Genomic DNA, 21,295 nt, shown 5'->3' with positions numbered 1-21,295 from the left:
CGTGCGGAACGCGCCCCCCCGTGAGCGGTTCCGCGGCAAACGAACGTCAGATTGTGAGCGGGCACTATGACAGTCAGGTGAACCGTGCCGCGAAGCGATTCAATACTTTCCCGAGTGTCGTGCGGTACGCATTCAACGCACTGTTTGCGGCTGCAGCAGCACCGAAACCGTCGTCACGCCGGGCTTGCCGTCCGCGCTCGCGTGACCACTCACGACGCGCACGTGATGCGTGCGGCGCATGCGGTCGAGCCAGTCCATCCACGCAGCGAACGAGACGCCCTTCGCGTCCACCTGGATGCCTTCGCCGAGCACCGCCACCTGCGCCTTCGCGATCCCCGCCTGCGCGAGCGACGCGGCCAGCGCTTCCCGCAATGCAGCACCGGCCGGCGGCCGGATCGCGGCGGCCGCGCGCAGCCGTCGTGCCTCCGCGAGTTGCCCGCCGGCTTCCGCAACCTGGCTCTGCAATGCAGGCAGGTTTGCCGCAATGCGCGCGCGGCCCGTGTATGCGGGCTCCCACATCACGTTGTAGACCAGTGCCGCGAGCAACACGGCACCACCCGACGCCAGCAGCGCACGCTCGCGCGGCGCACGTCCGTCGAACCACTGCGTCAGCGCGGCGCGGGCCGCGTGGAACCGAGCATCCACTTCGCCTCCTCCTCGTTGACCGTCACGCCCTGGGCCTGCAGGCGCCGGCGGAATCCGTCGCCGTCGACGGCGGTACCGGGACGGAAGGCGATCGCCAGCGTGCCGTCGCGATAGTCGAGCGTCGCGATCGCATCGGACGGAATCGGACCGAGCGCGCGCGACAGCGCCGCCGACAGCACCAGGTAATCGTTTGCGCGCAGTTCGCCCGCCGCCGCACGCAGGCGTTCGAGCCCGGTGCGCATCTGCATCGGCGGGTCGAGCATCACGGTGGTTTCGGGAAAGGCGGCTTTCACGCGGGCCGTCAGTTCCGCATTCAACGCATCCTGACGATGACGGAGCTGAAACCATTGCACGTTGATCGTCGCGATCGCGACGGCGGCCGATGCGATCGCCAGGCCGGCAGGCACGCGCCAGCGGCGCCATCCGCCCGTGTCAGCGCGTGCGGTGCGGGCGAATTCGAACTGGCACAGGTCGAACCTGCAGTCGTACGCGCCGCGTGCAAGTGTGTCCCACCGCAGCGTGCGTGCGGCGAGCGGAAATGCGGAATGTCCGGACATGCGAGCACGCAGGTCCGATGCGGCGGTGGAAGCACCTTCGACCTCGTCGTGAACGTCGACAACCAGCGCGTGCACTCGCACGGAATCCTGTTTCGACAACTCGACAATCGTCGCATCCAGTGCGGACGCACGCGTTTCAAGGCCGAACCCCGACGCTCCCCGCCTGACGGCCAGTTCGAGCCGGAGCGGGTGGCCGGCCGCATCGGTATCGGCTTCGCTCGATGCGGGCGGACAGACGATCAGTACGTCCGCTTCACTGCGGCCGGCATCCACTTCGCTCAACGCCGGTGGACTGACGAGCCGCGCATCGGCTTCACTGCGCATGAGCACCGTCGCTTCGCCGTCTTCGTCGCCGTTCGGTAATGACAATGCTCGCGATGGGGGCGACGTTGCGGGCTCGGGCAACACGGTGCCCTGCTCGCCGCCATCCGCATGCTCACGGTCCGCCGTCATCAAGCAGTGAATCAACGGCACCGCACGCACGCGCCGATGGCCGGCATCGTCGAACCAACCGACCACTTCGCGGAACCGCTCGCGATCGACGACCGCCACGGGCCGCGCCGTATCGCCGCTTGCCGCCGGGCCGACGGCGACGTGACTTCGCTGCGCATCGCCGATCAGATACTCCTCGATCGCATGCGGCAGCACGCGCCGCAGCTTCGTGCCCGTCACGGGCGGCAGGTTCACGTCGACGAGCAGCGTATCGCGTGCGGCGAGCACGAGCACGGTCGACGCGGCCTTCGGCCACGCGTCGCGCTTTGCCCGCCCTCCGCGCACGCGTTGCCCGCGCCGGTCGAACAACGCGTACGGCATCTCGGTTGCTTCCCACCCCGACGCATCGAACGTGCCGATCGACGGCAACAGTACGACCAGGCTCGTCATCGCGCCTCCCGGGCGCTTCGCACGCCGCTCATGGCCGCCTCACGACGAAGTTGCCGATGCCGGTGCCGACGACGGCCATCCGCACGTCGCCGGACCACAGCGTGATCGTCACCGGCACGTCGATGCTTTCGCTGCCGAGCACGATCCGCGACGGCGTTTCGCCGCCGCCGGTATAACGCACCGACACGCCCGTCACCTCGGCGCCCCAGCGGCGCGCGCGATACAGATCGTCCGTCATCGGCGCCCACGCGCCACTTTCCGTGCGCTGCACGAACCGGTACCCGCCGCCCACCGGCTGCCACGCGATCGGCATCGAGCGCACCTGCGCTTCGTCGCCGGCCGATTCGAGCAGGTTCGCGAGCCGCTGCGCTTCCTCGGCCAGATCGGTGCGGCGATTGCGCGTCGGCGCGAGCGTGACGACCGCGACCAGCAGCCCGACGATCAACAGCACGACGAGCATCTCCAGCAGCGTGAAACCCGCCGCGCGACCACGCGTGAACGGGCGCCGTCTCCTGGCATGCGCGATCGTCATGCCGTTACTGCCACGAACCGATATCCGCATCATTCCCCTCGCCGCCCGGCTTGCCGTCCGCACCGTAGCTGAACACGTCGATCGCACCGTGCGCGCCCGGGTTCAGGTATTGATACGCGTTGCCCCACGGATCCTTCGGCAAGCGCTCCAGATAACCGCCGTCCTTCCAGTTGTTCGGCACCGGATCGGTCGCCGGCTTCTGGATCAGTGCGGCAAGCCCCTGCTCCTGCGAAGGATAGCGGCCGTTGTCGAGGCGGTACAGGTTCAACGACTGCATCATCGTGCCGATGTCCTGTTTCGCGGCAATGCGGCGCGCCTCGTCGGGACGGCTCATGATCTTCGGCACGATCAGCGCCGCGAGAATCCCGAGGATCGCGACGACCACCATGATCTCGATCAGCGTGAAACCGCGTCGCTTGCGACGGCGCGCATGCAGCATTCGGACTGCTTCGTGGTGCGTCATCATGCATTCACCCTTGCGTCAAAGAATGGAAGCTGTTCCCCGTTCATCGAACCGACCCGTCGCCATGAAACCGCTCGCCCTGCTCCGCACCGTTCCGTCCCGCATCGATCCGATGCCGCTCGCCGCGACCGTCGCCGCCGCTGCGGCGCTCGTCGCCGTCTCGATGTGGGCCGCACGCGTGCTGAACGCGCCCGATGCACCGCCGCCCGCCCGCACCGCGCCGCCCGCACCTTTCGACGTGACGGCCGGCGCGCAGCTGTTCGGCGCCAAACCCGACGACGGCCGCGACACGATCCAGCTGCTCGGGGTGCTCGCGTTCGATGCACGCCGCGCGGCCGCGATCGTCAGTGTCGGCGGCGAAGCGGCGCGCGTCGTACGGCTCGGCTCGGCGATCGGCGAAGCCGCGAAGCTCGCGGAAATCCGCGCGCGCTCGATCGTCGTCGACCGCAACGGCCTGCAACGCGAGATCGCGCTGCCCGCCGTGCAAAAGGCAAACGCGTTCGTGCGCTGAAACGCGCCTCACTGCACCATGTTGTTCAACTCGATGATCGGCATCATCACCGCGAGCACGATCACGAGCACCACGCCGCCCATCGCGAGGATCAGCAACGGTTCGAGCAGGCTCGTCATGAACATCGTGCGGCGCTCCAGCTCGCGCGATTCGCCTTCGGATGCGCGATCGAGCATCGTCGTCACGTCACCCGTCGCCTCGCCCGAACGGATCAGGTGCACGAGCACGGGCGGGAACGTCTTCGTATGGGCCAGCGCGCGTGACAATGCCGAGCCTTCGCGCACACGCACGATCGCATCGTCGACGTTCGCGCTCATCGCACGGTTCGACAGGGTTTCGCCGGCCGCCTGCAACGCACGCAGGATCGGTACGCCCGCCGCAGTGAGAATGCCGAGCGTGCTCGCGAAGCGCACCGTGTTGTAGCCCCGCACAAGCTTGCCGGCGAGCGGCGCGGTCAGCAGCCAGCGGTCAAACCTGAGCCGCGGCCCGTCCTGCGCCAGCACCTTGCGGATGGCGAAGACGATCGCGACTGTCGCCGCGAGCGACGCCCACCACCAGTGCCGCACGAAATCGGACAACGCCAGCATGACGACCGTCAGCGTCGGCAACTGCTGCTTCGTGCTGGTGAACACGTTGGCCACCTGCGGCACCACGTAGCTCAACAGGAACGTGACGATGCCGAACGCGATCAGCGTGACGATGCCCGGGTAGGTGAATGCAAGCAGGATCTTCTGTTTCAGTGCGTTGCTCTGCTCGATGTAGTCCGCGAGACGCGACAGCACGATGCCGAGCTTGCCCGTGTGCTCGCCGGCCGCGACGAGCGCGCGGTAGATCTCCGGAAAATCGCGCGGATGCTGGCCGAGCGCATTCGCGAACGAATGGCCGCCGACGATTTCCGCACGGATCGACGCCATCAGCTCGCGCACGTATTCGCGCTCGGCCTGCTCGCTCAGCACCGACAGCGCTTCGTCGAGCGGCAGCCCCGCGACCAGCAGGCTCGCGAGCTGGCGCGTGATGATCGCCTGCTCGCGCTGCGACAGCTTGCGACCGAGCGACAGCCGTTGATGACGTTGGCCGTGCAGGCGTTGTGCGGCCAGTTCGACGACGAGCGGCGTAAGGCCCTGCGTACGCAGATGGCTGCGGCCTGCGCGTGCGCTGTCGGCTTCGAGCACGCCTTTCAGCGTGCGGCCGGTGGGATCGATCGCTTCGTAGCGGAATGCCGACATGTCAGTACCCTCGTGTCACGCGTGCGGGTTTTTTCGGCGACATCGTGCAATGTGGCCGACGGAGTCGCCGGGGAAGACTACGGAGCGAACCGGCGCAATTTTGTGACGGATGTTGGGCTACCTTTTAGGGCTCCGGCGGGCCTTATTACCTTTGGTCGTTTTTTTATAGGGGAAAAACGATTTCATTTTTATCAATGCCTAAAATTAATCACCATTCATTCAGCCGCCACGAATCGAATGGCATTTAATGACTCGATGCGCTCAATTCCATAAACATCCTGACCGGATACCTCATTCACACGCGGAGGAAATGTTCCGTAGCATTCGCCACGAAACTGACTTGGAGTTGCGATAGTGACAATCCGCGCAACTTCAGATCCGTAAAGCAAGGCCCTGCCGAGGCACACCCTCGTCTTCCCGACATCCGGGAACCGTCCATCGCGCCAATCGACGGTAAATCGTTGCTCCGCCCACCCCGATAACGCACCGGCAATATCGCCAAAAATGTTCCGTACCTTTCGTTATTAAAAATTCACACGCGTCATACGGATTTCCCCCTACATTTACCCGGCGGTCAACACGGTATTCAAACCGCAGCAGCAGGCTTCCCGTTTATCTTCGTCCAAGGAAATTTCTCATGAAATCCAGCAAGCGCAAGATCTGTCAAGTCCTCGCTCTCGTCGTTTCGGGCATGGGCGCATCCCTCGCGATGGCCGCAGGCCCGGTGATTCAAGGTGGCGGTTCGTCGCTCGTCGCTCCGACGATCGGCTCGGTCAGCAACCCCGCCAGCGAAATCGGCCTGTTCGGCACGTCCGAAGGCACGTTCACGTACTTCTCGGTCGGCTCGGGCGCCGGTCAGAACGCATTCCTGAACAACCAGCCGACGTTCTTCGGCTCGGGTGTCTCGGGCACGGTTCACTTCGCCAACAGCGATGCCGCGCTGACGACCGCTCAAGTCACGGCGTACAACAACACGGGCCTCGGCACCACGAACGGTCCGCTGATCCAGATCCCGTACATCGTGACGGCCATCACGGTGCCGGTCGTCAACGCGCCGGCCGTGTCGAGCTCGGTCACGCCGCAAACGACGCCGGGTCAGGCACACAGCATCGCGCTGAACGACAACGATCTGTGCGGCATCTTCTCGGGCAAGTTCACCGACTGGAACCAGGTGATCAATCCGGAAACGGGTTCGGCCTACACGACGACCAGCTCGCCGATCAAGGTTGTCTACCGCTCGGACAGCAGCGGCACGTCCGAACTGCTGACGCGCCACCTGGCTGCTGTCTGTACGACGGCCAACACCAAGGCCGGCGTGACGTTCATCGATTCGCTGACGTTCGCGAACACGAGCGCCTTCCCGTCCGGCGTGCCGTCGAACTTCGTCGGCGCATCGGGTAGCGGCGGCGTGCGCGGTTCGCTCGCAGCGCTGTCGGCGGCGGGTACGGCCGCTGTCGCGTACCTGAGCCCGGACTACACGAACACGTTCCTCGCGTCGCAAAGCTCGGTCGTGACGTCGTCGGGCGCGCTGCAACTCCCGATCGCCAGCCTGTACAACACGACGGCCAAAGCCTACTACGCACCGACGTATGCGAACGCGACGACGGCGATCGGTACGATTACCGCTCCGTCGGGCAATGCTGCTGGCGATCCGACCCAGTGGGTTCCGGTTTCCGGTTCGGCGTATGCTGCCCTGGCCAACCCCGCTTCCGGCTATCCGGTCTCGGGCACGAGCCAGATCATCCTGAGCCAGTGCTATTCCAACGCTGCGGCGGGTACGGCTGTTCATGACTTCCTGAACAACCACTTCACGAACGCCAGCTACGCGTCGGTCGTCCATGGCAACGGCTTCGACACCGTGCCGTCGGGATTCCAGACCGCGATTTCGTCGAACTTCCTGAGCAACTCGAGCAACAACTACCTCGACATCAACGATTCGGCCGTCTGTGGTGCTGGCGGCTATGCCGGCCGGTAAGCTGAATCGCTCCTGAATCAACGTCCCGATGAACCGTCTCGAGTAATCGAGACGGTTTTTTTTATTCAACACGCCGACCATGCGCGACACCGTCACGCTGGAACCTCACGTACGTCATGCCCCGAAAGGTGCGCGAACATCCGTCGGCATCGTGAAAGCCCTCCATGAATTTCATCCGACGAAAAATCTGTCAGGCGCTGGCTCTCGTCATTTCGGGCATGAGCGCAGAACACGCATTCGCTGCGGGCCCGGTCATTCAGGGCGGTGGTTCGTCGCTCGTCGCGCCGTTGCTCGGCAGCACCGCGAACGCAGCGACTGAAACCGGCTTGTTCGGCACGTCCGAAGGCACGTTCACGTACTATTCGGTCGGCTCGGGTGCTGGCCAGAACGCGTTCCTGAGCAACCAGCCGACATTCTTCGGCACGGGTGTTACGGGCGCAGTTCATTTCGCGAATAGCGACGCCGCACTCACGACTGCTCAGGTCACGGCATACAACGACACGGGTCGCGGCACCACCGACGGCCCGCTGATCCAGATCCCGTACGTCGTGACGGCTATCGCGGTGCCGGTCGTCCGCGGCCCCGCCGTGACGAGCTCGATCACGCCGCAAACAACGCCGGGGCAAGCGCACAGCATTGCACTGAACGACAACGACCTGTGCGGCATCTTCTCGGGCTGGATCACCGACTGGAGACAAGTGATCAACCCGGAAACCGGCGTGCCCTACACGACGACCCCCACGCCGATCAAGGTCGTCTATCGCCAGGACGGCAGCGGCACGACCGAACTGCTGACCCGCCACCTGGCTGCCGTTTGCACGAGGGCAAACACGAACAACATCGGCGTCACGTTTGTCGATTCCCTGACGTTCGCAAATGTGACGGCCTTCCCCACAGGCATGCCATCCAACTTCATCGCAGCGTCAGGCGATGGTGGTATTCGTGCGTCACTTGCATCGCTGTGGTCGATGGGCACCGCGGCCGTCGCTTATTTGAGCCCGGCCTATGCGAACACGTATTTGGCACCATCCAGTTCGGTCGTAACGTCGTCGGGTGCGCTGCAGCTTCCGGTCGCCAGCCTGTACAACTCGGCGGACAAAATCTACTACGCACCGACGTATGCAAACGCGACGAAAGCGCTCGGCACATTCTCCCCACCGCAAGGAGCCACTGGCCAGGATCCCACGTTGTGGGCCCCTGTTTCCGGCAACGCCTACAAAGCCCTTGCCAACCCGCTTTCCGGCTATCCGATATCCGGTACGAGCCAGATCCTCCTGAGCCAGTGCTACACCAGCGCAGCGACAACGACGGCCGTTCACGATTTCCTGAACAACCACTACACGAACGCCAGCTACGCGTCGGTCATTCATGGCAACGGCTTCGATACCGTACCATCAAGCTTCCGGAGTGCCATCGTTGCAAGCATCCTGAGCAACACAAGCGGAAACTACATGGATATTGGCAACCCGGAAGTCTGTGGCTCGTCGGGGGGCCTGTATTCCGGCCGGTAAAGACCCCCCTCCATCCAGGCGTTGTCGGATAGACCACCTCAAGCGATCAGGGTGGTCTATCTTCTGCTTGCCCTACGTACCGCTTGATCTCAGAACCGGCCCAATTTCCCTAACTCCTCCTTGCTGAGCAACGTCTTCTGCGTCGCCCCCGCCGCCCCGAATCCCAGCAGCGAAACCGAATTCGACGAGTCGTAGCCGACCTGTTCCGATTTGCGCCGCTTCGATCCGCCATCCGGGCCGTTGTCCCCGAAACCCTCGACCTGCACGCTGATCGTCCAGCGACGCGGCGCGACGCCCGATGCGTTGTTCTTCGCGATGTCCTGCGCGACCTGGCTCGCCGCCGATGCCGCCGAACTCGCCGCCGTCAGCGCCCCCGTGTTCACGGCCTGCACGAGCGGAATCCCGGTTGCCTTGCCCGTCACCTGGATGTTGTCCGCGTTCACCACACGCAACGCCGCAACGTTCAGGTTGCCCGCACGAATGCCGGCGTCGCCCGCATCGACGGTCCCTCGCGGCGCGATCAGGTTCACCGTGCCTTTCGGCGCACCCGGTATGCTCTGCAGCGTCGCGATACCCGCACCCGTCACCTGCCCGCGCGCATCAACCGTGCAGTAATGGTTCGCGTCACAGACATACTGCGGCGCCGGCGTGTCCGCCGACGTCTTCGCGCCCTTGCCCGCGTTGATGTCCCCGTTCGAACTCCAGATCGTCATGTTGCCGCCCTGCTCGGTGAAGATCCGGCTCTGCGCGAGCAGCACACTCTGGTCCGTGAAGATGTCGACGTTCCCCTTCTCGAGCGTCAGGATCCCCATCGTGCCGGGGCCCGCAACCACGTTCCCGGTGCTGTCGACGATCTGCGGCGGCGCCGTCGTGCTACCGACGAGCGCCTGTCCGCCCGGCCCGAGGATGGTCACATCGCCGCCTTGCTGCGTCTGGATCGTCGTGCTCCGGATGTCCAGATTGCCGGTGCTGACCTGCTTGTTTGCACCGTTCGACCCGCCGCCCAGATTGTTGGCCGTATAGCCGAACGAGGCCGGGAACAGCTTGTTGATCGCTTGATAGCCTCTCGCGTACTGCCCGCTATACGGACTCGATGGATCGTTGAAGTCCGCACCGACTTGCGCGAGCACGCCAAACAACACCTGCTCCGCGAAGCGTTGCTGCACGTACGACGGCAACGCCTGGAATTGCTTCCACGCTTCGTCGGCGGTCAACCTGCCAACCTTCGCCAGCGCCGCATCCTTGTCTGCCTGCAGGCCCGTATCGACGCCAAGCCCCGCGTCGTACTGCTCGATGAATGCAATCAGCGCTGGCGTTGCACTCGGCACCCCAGCAACCGAGCTGCCCGGCGCGATATAGGTCGAGACGAAGCCGGGAAGATCGACGCCGGCGCCCACGCCGAACAGCACGTTGACGTTCGCGCTCTCGTGCGGCAGGTTCGGATTGTTCGCGTTTCCGACTGCATCGATACCCGTGAAAACGTGCGCGATTCCACCCGTGTCGGCTTTCTGGTTATACAACTCGGCTTGACTCGTCAACGGGCCGATGTTGCGTCCCGCCTGAACATCGAACCAGCCTGGTCCGCCGATCGCCAGCACCGGAACAGCGCCGCCGTTGGGAGGAATCGGTGTGTCGTAGATGTCACGGCCGGCCACGATGCGCGTCGCATCCGAGCTGCGCAGGTTTTGCCCCCAGAACGCGAGGTTCACGATGTCCTGTCCAGCCTGCACGAGTGCCGGCTTGTCCACCGACAACGTGACAAGATTCCTGTAGAAGTCGTCACTATAGCCAGGAGAGTCGACTGTGCCGTTGACGATGCTGCCGTTCAGACTGTAAAAGCGCGCAGGTTGCACGTCGGCATCGTGAAGCGCGTTCGGTGCATGTGCGGCAAGTGTCGTATTCGTCAACAACGGGATATTTGGCTTCACTGACGGATTCGTCGGCGAAGGCGTCTGCGACGGATCGGCGTCGGACAGACCGAATGTATTGGGCAATGCGACGTTGGCGAGCCCGGCCGATACGTTGGACAGATATACCGACTGGTTCGCGACCAGATTCAGTTGACCCACCGCCGACGGAAAAAGCGCGCCGCCCGATTGAATCACGATCGATCCGTCGAATGCAGTCAGATTCACACTGGCCGGCAGTACGCCATTCGCGCCGGTCAACATGCCGCCAAGCGTACCCAGGCGAACGTCGCCGGTCGTCGAAAGCACATTGACTGCCGAAGCAGATGAAAAGCCCTGGTTGTCAGGATATTGACCGTAGCTGGAAAGATTGACGACGCCAGTCGGCTGCCCCGCGCTCGACGTGAAGCTGCTCGAATAAGACGGATTCAGTACCGCCCCGACATTCACACCCTGGCGCGCGGCAACATCGAATGTCCCGTCCTGAGTCGCAAGCACGGTCGACACCGCGATGGGTGATCGCCCGACCGTCCATGACGTTCCGGAAATGTCTGACCCGATGCTTCCGCCAGCCGAGATCGTCCCTGTTCCCTTCGCGACGAAGTAATCGCCGCTCAGAATGTCGCCGCCAGCGTGTACCGTCAGATTTCCGCCGCCTACGGTGACGGGCTTGCCGCTTCCGTTCAGGTACCACGTGGTCGGCAGCGACACGGCCAGATCCGAAATATTGCCACCCGCGCTGATCGATACGTTACCGCCAACGCTCATGACGCCTTGGTCAAATGCACCGAAATCGATCGAGGTTCGGCGCAACGGAGCAAGGACGAAATTGCTATCCGCGGTTTTCGCTCCGGTGATCTGCATCCACTGCCACCAGTACTGGCTGATGCTGTTGCCAGCCCCGCCAGTTACCGCTCCGGTCGTGTCGATCACGTTCTGCATGCCCTCGATGTTCCCTTGGGCATGAATCGTGATATCACCGGCCGAATCGGGATTCACTGCGGGTGTCACCAGAATGTCCTGCAAACCGCCGACACTGGCATGGGCAATCGCAGTCGACGTACCCACCGATGGCGCCCCTGCGGCAGGCGCGCCGGCCGTATAGATCACGCCGGGAATGATCAAGGTTGACGCATCAGCCGTCTTGCTCGTATCGAACAAGGACACATCGTTGCCGGCCGCCACGTCGATCGATCCCGTGCCGGTACGGATCGTTACCGGTTCGACGAGTGTCAACCCGTTGCTGCCGACATAGCTGGTATGCCCGCTCAACATCACGTTGCCGGTACCGTCGGAGCCCGCTCCAGCATTGACGAACGTCGAAACCGGCTGCAACGCGAGCGGGTTCGCGCTCTGCGTGTCTGCACCCGACACGATGCGGTATGTCGAGCTTTCACCACCGAGCAGCGTCGCGAAGGCAACCGGCAGCGGGTTGTTTGCACTCGGCACGTTCGCGACCGTGTTGCCTGGTAGTGGACCGATGTTCACAACGCCAGTGTCCGGCACCGCGCCTGGTGAAACAGGCGCGTAGAACATGTTGTAGGCGCCTCTCGTCGCTCCGATAACGCTCTTGATACTCGTGAGAGTATTAAGGTAACCAGAATAGACAAGCACGTAGTTGGCGTAATCAGCCAAATAGGCAGCTTGCTCGGCAACCGACGCGTTTGCCACTGGCTTTGTTGGCGGCGTCGGCGCAGCAGGCGTGCCGAATCGGGCGGCAGTAGCGGGATTGTATCCGTTACCCAGATAGGCGGTGCCGGCTCTGGGGCCCGATAAATCGGGCCCCCAGTAGGCAATCAGATAGTTCGTGTATGTCGAGAAACCAGATGGCACCAACGGCGCAGTCACCGACGGCGTGACCGGCAGAATCTGTGCGACGTACTGCGGGAGGCCGATGCGCGCCAGGTCAGCCTGCCATGCGCCTGCATACGACAGATAGGTCGAATAGTAGCCAGCGGTTTGCCCCATCAACGGTGCGCTCAGCGCCGCGTTTGGATCAAGGGAAGTCAGGCTCGCCGTGGCGCCGCCCCTAAAATTCACCGTCACTTGGGTCGGGTCATTGATTGCCACAAGCTGGTCGAACGTCTGCTTTGCTCCCGCGTAGGTCCCGGTCGGGGTAACCGGCCCCGACCCACCCAGAATCGACGCGACCTGGCTCTGGTAGAACCCGTCCGAAATGCTTGCGTACGCATCGAAGTTGTTCGCCGCACGGAACGTCAGCGTCGGCGCAATCGTCGACTGATAGCGGAAATCGGGCGTGATGCTGCCGCTGTTGTTCGGCGCGCCCGCACCAAGATTCCAGTTCGACAACACCGAAATATTGCCGCCGTTGACTGCGCTCCCCGGATTGTCGAGTTCGATACCCGGCACGACGCTGAATTTTTGCAGCGGCGCGCCGGCAAACTGACTGGCAACGCCATCCGGCCCATGCTGAACAAACGCCATCAACGTGCCCGGCGACGTTCCGGTCCCGTTGGCGCGATAGCCATAGAACGCGACATGATCGGCGTTCGCGGTCCCCGGCGCGAAATACGCGCCTGTCAGCCCGGTAAAGCCGCTGCCGGAAACTCCGTTGCGCAGCTGGTCTTCGGTCACCGCCGTCGTCTGTCCGGTCGCGCTGTTGGTCAGCGTTCCGCCCCCCGTGCCACTCGGTGCGTAGCTGTACGTTACGGGGTTGCTGCCGGGTACCGTGAAGGTGCCCGCAAGCAAATGGCCACTGCCGTCGTACCAGCCGGCCGGATCGATGAGGCCGTCGAAATGCTGCGAACCGGTCGTCGCATCCGCTGCGCTCCACACGGCGTACGCCTCAACCGTGGTCTTGCGGGAACCGCGCACGCCTGCTCCCGATTGCGCGGGCGCGTCGAAGGCGACGTTGACCGTGCCGTCCCGCAGCAACGGCGCACGGAAGCTGACGGAGCCGTCGAGCGTGCCGCCCGGCGTCCCGCCGGACACGTCGATCGACGCGTTCGAGCCGAGCCGTATCGAGCCGGACTGCGCAGCGGACACGTTCTCGTAACCGTAAGTCGCGTTGTACGGATTGGCCGCGGCCGGATCGAACGTCGCACTCGTGCCGACCGTGACCTTGCCGCCACGCTGGCTTGCGTTGGTTGCCTTCGCCAGCAGCGAACCCTCGATATCGACACCGCTCTTGCCGAACAGGCTGATCTGCCCGCCGGCCTTGCCCGACGCATCGATCTTCCCCAGCACGTTCACGTTGCCGTTCGCGGTATCCGATGCATTGCCCGCGCCGCCGTCGGCAGTCAGCGATACTGACTGCGCGACCAGCGCATTACCGGCCGACAGCGTCAGGTTGCCCGACTTGGTATGAATGTCGATTGACTGGTTCACGCCGCTCGATGCGAGGGTCTTCGCCAGTGAATCCAGATCCGCGGCACCGGCCGTGTCGAGCGCCAGCGAGCCGCCCGCATAGCCGTTCGTCGCACCGCCCTTGATCGTGCCGTTCAGGTTCACGACCTGCTTCGGCGCCGACAGCGTCAGGCTGCCCGCCGCGCCGCCGCCTTTCGCGCCCGAGAAATCGAGCGTCGCGCCCGGCTGCAGGTCGACCGTCCCCGCATCGGCGGTCAGGACGATCGAACCGGCCGGTGCGTACTGCGTCACGTCGAAGAACTGCTTCGACACGCCCGCGGCGCTGACCGTCGAGCCGTTGCCGATCGTCAGGTTACCGGTGGTCGCCTCAAGGCTCACGTTGCCGGCCGGCGCCGCGATCGTCGCGCCGTTGTCGGCAAGCGTGCCGCCGACGAATTTCCATGCGCCGCCGACCGGCGTCTTCGTCAGCGCGGAGCCCGCCGCGCCGTTCAGCGTCAGCGCACCGGTCGTCTTCACGGTCGACGCAGAACTCGTATCGGCCAGGTACACGGGTGCATTCAGCGTCACCGGCAACACACCGAAATCGAACGTCCCCGTGCCTTGCCCGACGATGCCGCCCGTCGCCGTCAGGGTTGCCGACGAGAATCCGCTCAACGTCTTCGTGCCGGTGCCGAAGTCGATCTCTTTCGCGTTGACCGTCAGCATGCCGCTGCCCGGCACGACCGTGCCGTTGGGCGCGCCCGTCTCGTTCGTGAACGCGATCTGCTGCCCGTTCAGCGTCACACGCCCGCCGTCGCTCGTGAACGTGCCCGCGCTCAGGTCGATGCTCTTGCCGAACGTCGCGTTCACGTCGCCGACGAAGCCCATCGCGCCATAGCTGCGCAGCGACACGAGATCCGCGTTGGCGAGCTGCGCAAGTCCGGCCTGATCGATCACGAAGCCCGGCAGGCTTGCCGCGGCAGCGCCGCGCGCATTCGTGAACGTGATCGCCGAACCATCCACCGTGATCGCTTTCGCGGACAGCACCGCGCTCGGGTCGACCTTCAGGCTGCCCGACGAATCGAGCATCAGCGCCTGGCCGCCCGACAGCGTCGCGCCGGCACCGACCGTCAGCAGCCCCTTGCCGGTGCCGCCCGTGCGCGTGAGCGGCGCCATCGCGCCGTTCGACACGCGCAGCAGCGCGCCGTCGCCGGCAATCGCGATCGGCTGGTCCTTCGCCGCCGGGTAGTCGCCCGCCGCCGCGATCGACGCGCCCGCATCGACACGCAAGCCGTTCGCCGCATTCGGATCCGTGCCGCTCGAATCGGTCTTCGTCACGAGCAGGATCTCGGGCCCCTTCAGCGACGAGCTTGCGTCGTTCGATACCACCACGCTGTTCGCGATCGGCGTGATCGTCACGCCCTTGGTCGTCGCCGCACGCGTGCCGCCGATCAGCAGGCTGCCGGCATTCAGCGAATCGAGCGCATCGCCGCCGATCTGCAGATAGCCGGACAATGCCGCGCTGCCGTTGCCGGTGATCTGGATGTCCTGCGACGCAATGTCGACCTGGGCCGGCGCGCCACCGGCCCCTGCCGCCGCGTTCAACGTCGCCCCGAGCGTGAGCGCCTTCGTCGCGGCCAGCACGAGCTGGCCGCCGTCCACCGGCAGCGGCGGCGTCACGTTGCCCTGCTTCGCGGCCTGCGCGGCGAAGAAGTCGTTCGCGCCCTTCAGCGTGTATTGCGAATACTGCTGCCACGTCGCGCCCGACTGCACATTGAAGAGTGTCGGCGTCGCATTGCGGCCGCCCGTCACGGCATCGGCAAAGTACCCGGCCGTCATGACGGTGCCGTCCGGCAGCACCTGCGATGCGCCCGGCACGACGTTGCCGGCCGTCGCCGACACGGTCACGCGATACGCGCCCGGCAGCGTCGCGTACTTGCCCGGCAGCAGCGTGTAGTAACCGGGCGCGAGGCCCGGCACGCCGGACAGGTACACGGCCTTGCCGATCGCGTCGTTCAAGCCGGCCTGGCCGACGCCGAGCGTCGCGGTCCTGGTCGTCGACGTCCCGTTGCTCGCGACGTCCGGCTGCACGGTCTGCGCGAACAGCGGATCGTATGCGGCAACCGGCGACTGCTTGCCCGGCACGATCGCATAGACGTTCCCTGCGCCGGCGTTGACCGGCACCGCCGTCGTGCCTTTGCCGCTCGCGTAGCTCAGGTTGTATTGCGACAGCACATCGCGCGTGCCGCCCGTGCCCGGCACCCATTCGGCCGCCTGCAGGTCGCCGCCGCCCGACAGGTCGATCGTCGCGCCCTTGTTGAGCGCGACGCTGGTGCCGTTCACGCCGATGTACTTCGCGGGCGGCGCCTTCAGATCGGCGGCCGTCGTGCCGGCGATCGGATTGAACTGCCATTCAACACCGTCGATCGTCGCGCCGTAGGGAATGATCGACCCGCCGTTCGAAACCGACGTCACGCTGCCGTTCGCGAACGTCACCGAATCGGTCGCGACGAGCGGCAGGTTGCCGAACTGCTTCTGCGTCGCGCTGTTCGTCGGGTCGCCGACGCCGAATACCAGCGTGCCCGACGGTGCGCGCACGGTACCGCCCTGGACGATGTTCGTTGCATCGACGAGCAGCGTGCCCCCCGCCGACAGCGGCGTGCCGGACGAGCCGGTCGTGCCGAACGAGACGGTGGTCGGCATGCGCTTGCCCGTCACCGGATCGACGGGCCCCACCGCATCGACGATGAACGTGCTGCCGGTGGCCGGGTACAGGCTCGCCGCGTTGAACGTCACGTTGCCGGGCGTGTACAGCATGCCCGGCGACAGCACGGCGCCCGACGGATTGGACGAGCTCAGGCGGATGTCGCCGCTGCTGGTGAAATTCGCCTGACCGACGTTGTTGAGCTGGAACTGGTTGCGCAGGTCGACGAACGACGCATTCACGTTCAGCGTCGCATCGGAACGCGTGGCGACCGGCGTGAAGGCGGGCGTGGCCGAGGGCGCCATCGGGCCGACCAGTGCGACATAGGGTGCGCCAATCGTCACCGACGTGCCCAACGCATGCGCCGGCGGCTGTGCGAGCAGATCTGCAAGCGCCGAGCTGCCGCCCGCCGGCTTCGCAGGTGTCGACAGCAGCGTCGACAGCTGGTCCATCCCGATCGCCGCGATCCGGCCGGTATTCAGCGTCACGGATTCGGGCAACGTCAGGTTCACGTTACCGGCAAACGCGATCGGCGGCACCGTGAACGGGGATGGTGTGCCATCGCCCAGCACGAGATTCGCGATTCCCGAATCGTTCAGGCGATCGGCGGCAAACTGGATCACGCCGGTCGGTTGGCCGGTCGGCAACCCGGTGGTCGGGTCGACCGGCGTCGAAAAGTCCTTGCCCGGGGCAAGCCCCGCGGGCAAGAGCATCCCGCTTTGCTGCACAACAAGCGCCGTCGCACCGGGTGCGCTGTTGTTCGCGCGCGGCAGGATCGCCAGCGTGCCGCCACGGGCTTGCGACGCGCCGCCACGGCCGAACAACGCCCCGTCCGCGAAGAGGCCGTACGCAGGCGACAGCGTGATCGAGCCGGCATCGCTCCACACGGGCTGCGACGCATAGGTGCCATTCGCCTGCAAACGATCGAAGTTCGCCGACGTGCCCGACACGTCGATCTTCGACCCGGCTTGCGTCACCACATAGCCCGCATCGCTCGACAGCGTCACCGCCCCGCCCGACAGAACCTTGCCGGTATTCGGCACGACGGCCGTTCCGCCGATCTTGACCGGGGCGGCGAGCGGATTGGCGAGCGCGACACCGGATACGTCGAGCGTCGCATCGGCACCGAGCCAGACGGACCGGCTGCTGCTCGGCGTGAAGACATTGAATTGGCCCGGCTGAGCGGTCGTGGTGCCGGTGTCGGCGCTCAACACGATCGACCCGCCCGGCGCGACCACCGAGCCGAGCACGGTCACCTGCTTTGGCGACGCCAGCACGATGGCCGCACCGGCATCCGCGTTGATCGATGCGCCGGACGACAGCGTTACCGCACCGGTCACGCCCGGATACGACGGCACCGTACCGTCGTTGGCCGCCGTCAGCCACGACACGGCGCTACCGCCGGTCAGCACGAGGCCCGCCGGTTGCCGGTGATATGCATCGAGCTGGCCGACGGCCGTCAGACCGCCCGTGGACAGGTTCGCGCCCGTACCCGCCTGCTGGAGCGCCAGTGCGTCGGGAAGCAGGTTCTTTTGCGTGAGCGCAACCGTTGCGCCCGGCGCGACGGTCGCGTCGTAGTACGCGTTCAGCACATACTTGCCGAAGCCCTGTTGCGCAAAGAAGTTCTCGGGCAGATACACGTCCCACGGCGCCGCAGCCCCTCGGTCGCCACCGATCCGGAAGCCGAGCGCGCCCAGCGTCATCGTCCCGCCACCCGAGAAACCATCGCTCAGGATCGTGCCGCCCATTGCGATCGTGCCGGCAGTCGGCCGGGTGCCCGGCAGGTTCGCGCCGCCGTCGTTCGTATGACCGAATTGGGCGCCGCCTGCAGGTATCGCATAGGTCTGCAACGCAACGTTGCCGCCGCGCCCGGCCGCTACGCCGTTCTGCATCAGCAACTGGCCGTTCGCGAGCATTTCGCCGCCGCCCGATACATCGAGCACGCTGCCCGGTTGCAGCAGGATCGAGCCCGTCGCATCCACGGCATTGCCGTTCGCGAAAGTCGTCCCCTGCATCGCCGACAGCGAAATGCTGCCGCCGTTGATGAACTGGCTGTTGCCGGGCGTCGTGCCCGGCGCGGCCTGCACGTCGTTGTTCACCCATTGGCCGGCCGCGCTGATCACCCCTTGCGGACCGACGACGACATTGCCGCCGCTCGTGATCGAAATCGAGCCGGACGGCACGGACAGCCGCCCCGCGACATTCACGTTCGCGCCGGCCGCCGGGCTGTTGAGCGAAATCGATCCGCCCGGCTGCAGGTTCAACTGCGTGCCCTGCGCCACCACGATCCCCTTGCCCGCGTTCTTGTCCTCGGTCACGTTCAGGTTCGCGAACCCGCCGTTGTTCAGCACCGCGACCGGGACCACGCGCGTTGCCTGCAGATTGTTCGGATCGTTGCCGGACAGGGCCTGCGAGGCGTTCTTGTCGAGCGGCGTATCGATCGAGAAACCCGGCATCAGCGCGCCCAGTTGCGGCGCGTTGTCCTGCAGGATCGTCAACCCCGAGAGCGCATTGAGCGGCAGCGATGCGGTGTTGGCAGCACTGTTCCACGTCATCCCGGCCAGCGCATTGCCGGCCAGCTTCGGATCGGCTCCCAGGTTGAACGTGCCGCCGGACGGCAGGCTGTTGCCCTGCATCTGCTTCGCGCCGCCGAATGCCTGCGCGCTGATGTCGCCATCGAGCACCAGCGCCTGCGATGCGAACAGGTCGAGCGTGCCCGCGTTGCCGCCGACGATGTAGTCGGACTGGTAGGTGCCGCCCGTCTGCAGCGGGTTGAACCACGACTTCGTCACGCCCCAGCGCGGATGGCTCTCGACGAACTGCCCGGCGATGCCGACATAGCGGTCGTACGGGTTCGCCTGCCCGATCGGCACGATCGCGCCGTTGGCGTCGACGAGCCGCGTCGTGTTGACCATCCCGCCGTTGTAATGCACGTACCCGCCATTCAGGTTCATCGACGAACCGGTCGCGGTCATCACCTCGTTGCCGGACAGCGTGATCGTGCCGCCGTTGGTCAGCAACTGGTCGACGGTCCGCGGAATCAGGTTCACGTAACCCGACAGGTTCAGGATCGGGCTGCCGACCCACTGCACGCCGTCGCTGCGCGTGCCCGTCAGCGTGCTGTCGACGACCACGCCCTTCAGCCCGAACAGGAAACTGTTGCGCAGCAGCGGCGAATCGGCCAGTTCGTTCTGGCCGATCCGGTCGACCGTCACGAGCGTCTGCGAAATCGGCGCCAGCACGTTCGCCAGCCCCGATACGTCGATCGTCGCGCCATCGTCCACGTAGATCCGGCCCGGCACCGCCGTCTGGCCCGGCACCTTGTTCGTCACGACCGACGGCGCATAGGCCGTCACCGACACGTTCGAGCCGGGCGCCTCGATCAGCGAGCCGCCCTGGAACCACACGGAGCCGGCCGTCATCGCGATGCCGCCCGGCGTGAACGTCGTGCCCGGCGTGGAGGTCGCGGTCTGGCCATTGTTGTCGGGCAGCACGGTCGTCACCGATCCCGGGCCGAAGCTCAGCAGGCCGGCGCGGCGCACGTCGAAGACGCCGTTCAGCACCTGCCCCGGATACGGATTGCCCAGCGGATTGTTCGACGCATACTCGTCCGCCGTCGAAATCGTGATCGTGCCCGGCGTGTTCACGCTCGTCGTCACGCCCACCACGCCGTTCTGCGCAACACGGCTGCCGAGCAGGTTCACGTTGCCGCGCGCGGCCTGCACGATACCGGTGTTCGTCAGCGTGCCGGCCGGTGTGACGTCGACCGACGCACCGGTAGCCGGATCGACGGTCACGATCTGCCCGCTCAGCTCCGGCAGCAACACCTGCGGATTGATCGTTTTGCCCGAGTTCGGCAGCAGGCTCACCCCTACGCCCGCCGCCAGCACGACCTGCCCCGACGTCGCCGCAATGCTGCCCGCGTTCGTCACGTTCGGTGCGGCGACCAGCACAAAGCCGCCGTCGCTCGCCGTGCCGTTGGTGTGCGTCGTGATCGACGCCCCTTGCTCGATGGTCACATCGCCCGGCGGCTGGTACGCGCCGGTCTGCAGCACCTGATTGCCGAGCCCGAGCACCTCGTTCGGCTTGCCCGTCGCCCCCGCCACCCCGCTCGAACTCCCCGACTGCGGATAAGCCAGCCCGCCCGTCGTCCCCGCCGGCAGGCTCAGGAACTGCTGGTTGCTCGCGACGATGCCCGCGGGCGTCGGCACCAGCTGGTTCTTCATGTCGAGCAGGTTCAGCGACGACGCGACCAGCGAATGCACGTTGACCTGCGACCCGGCACCGAACAGCACGCCGTTGCGGTTGATCACGTACACCGCGCCCTGCGCGGTGATGTTGCCGAGAATCTGGCTCGGCCGCCCGCTCGGATCGTTGATCCGGTTCAGCACGGCCCAGTTGTTCGTGCCGTTCGTCTGCGTGCCGGCCGACTGGTCGAAGTTCAGCGTCGTCTGCCGGCCGACGTTCATCGTCTCCCACGTCAGCACCGCGTTCTGTCCGGTCTGCTTGACGTCGACGTTCACGTGCCCGTTCGCGTCGACGTTCTGCGTCGGCGCGTTCGCGTTGAACCACAGCACGGGATTGTTCGTATCGGCCGTCGCGCCGGCCGCCACCTGCAGCCCGCCCGGCGCCAGCCCGTTCGGCACGGTCGACGGCAGCTTCGCCGCCGCCGCGGCCGCGTTCTGCTGCGCGGCGATCTGTGCGGCGATCGCATGCGCGGCGTAACCGAGGTTGCGGATCGACGGCTGGCTCGCCTGCAGCGCCTGCTGCGGCGACACGCCGAGATTCGGCATGCCCGGCGCACCGCCGGCGCCGCCCGCCCCGCCACCCGATGCGCGCGGCGTCGCCGCGCCGAGGTTCATGATCCCCGCCGCCTGCACGTGCGCGGACGCGCCCGCCAGCAGCATCAGCGCCACGGCCTGCACCAGCGGCCGCAGTTCCGATTTCAGGATCGAGCGCGAACCCGTCGCGTCAGGTTGTCGTGCCGTGCGTGCGCGTGCTGCCATTCTTCACCCCGAATCCTATGAAATTGCGCTGGACGACGATCGCGCCGAAAGCGGCGTCGATCCGTTGCCA

At 65.6% G+C, this 21,295-nt stretch carries 9 protein-coding genes; 3 read left to right on the top strand and 6 right to left on the bottom strand.

The window, feature by feature from the left end:
- Positions 1-132: 132 nt before the first annotated feature.
- Genes gspM through gspG form a run of 4 tightly spaced genes read right to left on the bottom strand, consistent with a single transcriptional unit; the run spans position 133 to position 3,055 of the window.
- Entirely contained in the window at positions 133-645 is a 513-nt protein-coding gene (gene gspM, locus ACWMMN_RS22210; RefSeq protein ID WP_486423956.1) for a type II secretion system protein GspM, read from the bottom strand.
- A complete protein-coding gene (gene gspL, locus ACWMMN_RS22205) occupies positions 609-2,084 on the bottom strand; it encodes a type II secretion system protein GspL (RefSeq protein WP_486423955.1) in 1,476 nt (491 codons plus the stop codon). The genes gspM and gspL overlap by 37 nt, the downstream gene beginning before the upstream one ends.
- 28 nt (positions 2,085-2,112) lie before the next feature.
- The gene (locus ACWMMN_RS22200) at positions 2,113-2,616 is read right to left on the bottom strand and encodes a GspH/FimT family pseudopilin (protein ID WP_226196351.1); all 504 of its coding nucleotides are present in this window, start codon (positions 2,614-2,616) and stop codon (positions 2,113-2,115) included.
- A 4-nt stretch (positions 2,617-2,620) separates the two neighbouring features.
- A complete protein-coding gene (gene gspG / locus ACWMMN_RS22195) occupies positions 2,621-3,055 on the bottom strand; it encodes a type II secretion system major pseudopilin GspG (protein ID WP_486424089.1) in 435 nt (144 codons plus the stop codon).
- Positions 3,056-3,143: 88 nt separating this feature from the next.
- Between gspG and ACWMMN_RS22190 the strand changes: the two genes are divergently transcribed.
- Positions 3,144-3,590, top strand: coding sequence for a type II secretion system protein N (locus tag ACWMMN_RS22190; RefSeq protein WP_174991297.1), 447 nt, complete (start codon positions 3,144-3,146; stop codon positions 3,588-3,590).
- Positions 3,591-3,598: 8 nt separating this feature from the next.
- Here ACWMMN_RS22190 and gspF read toward each other — a convergent pair whose 3' ends face one another.
- Entirely contained in the window at positions 3,599-4,816 is a 1,218-nt protein-coding gene (gene gspF / locus ACWMMN_RS22185; RefSeq protein ID WP_174991298.1) for a type II secretion system inner membrane protein GspF, read from the bottom strand.
- Between the two features lie 637 nt (positions 4,817-5,453).
- Here gspF and ACWMMN_RS22180 point away from each other — a divergent pair.
- Positions 5,454-6,791, top strand: a complete 1,338-nt coding sequence (locus ACWMMN_RS22180) for a substrate-binding domain-containing protein (RefSeq protein ID WP_059240046.1) — start codon at positions 5,454-5,456, stop codon at positions 6,789-6,791.
- A 164-nt stretch (positions 6,792-6,955) separates the two neighbouring features.
- Positions 6,956-8,302 carry a substrate-binding domain-containing protein gene (locus ACWMMN_RS22175; protein WP_486423954.1) on the top strand — a complete coding sequence of 449 codons (1,347 nt, stop codon included), beginning with the start codon at positions 6,956-6,958 and terminating at the stop codon, positions 8,300-8,302.
- An 89-nt stretch (positions 8,303-8,391) separates the two neighbouring features.
- Here ACWMMN_RS22175 and ACWMMN_RS22170 read toward each other — a convergent pair whose 3' ends face one another.
- Positions 8,392-21,126, bottom strand: coding sequence for a filamentous haemagglutinin family protein (locus ACWMMN_RS22170; RefSeq protein WP_486424088.1), 12,735 nt, complete (start codon positions 21,124-21,126; stop codon positions 8,392-8,394).
- Positions 21,127-21,295 lie beyond the last annotated feature (169 nt).

The organism is Burkholderia cepacia complex sp. TUM26381 (assembly GCF_057439935.1).
The sequence above is the reverse complement of the archived record's forward strand: the minus strand, read 5'-3'. Positions and strand labels throughout refer to the sequence as shown.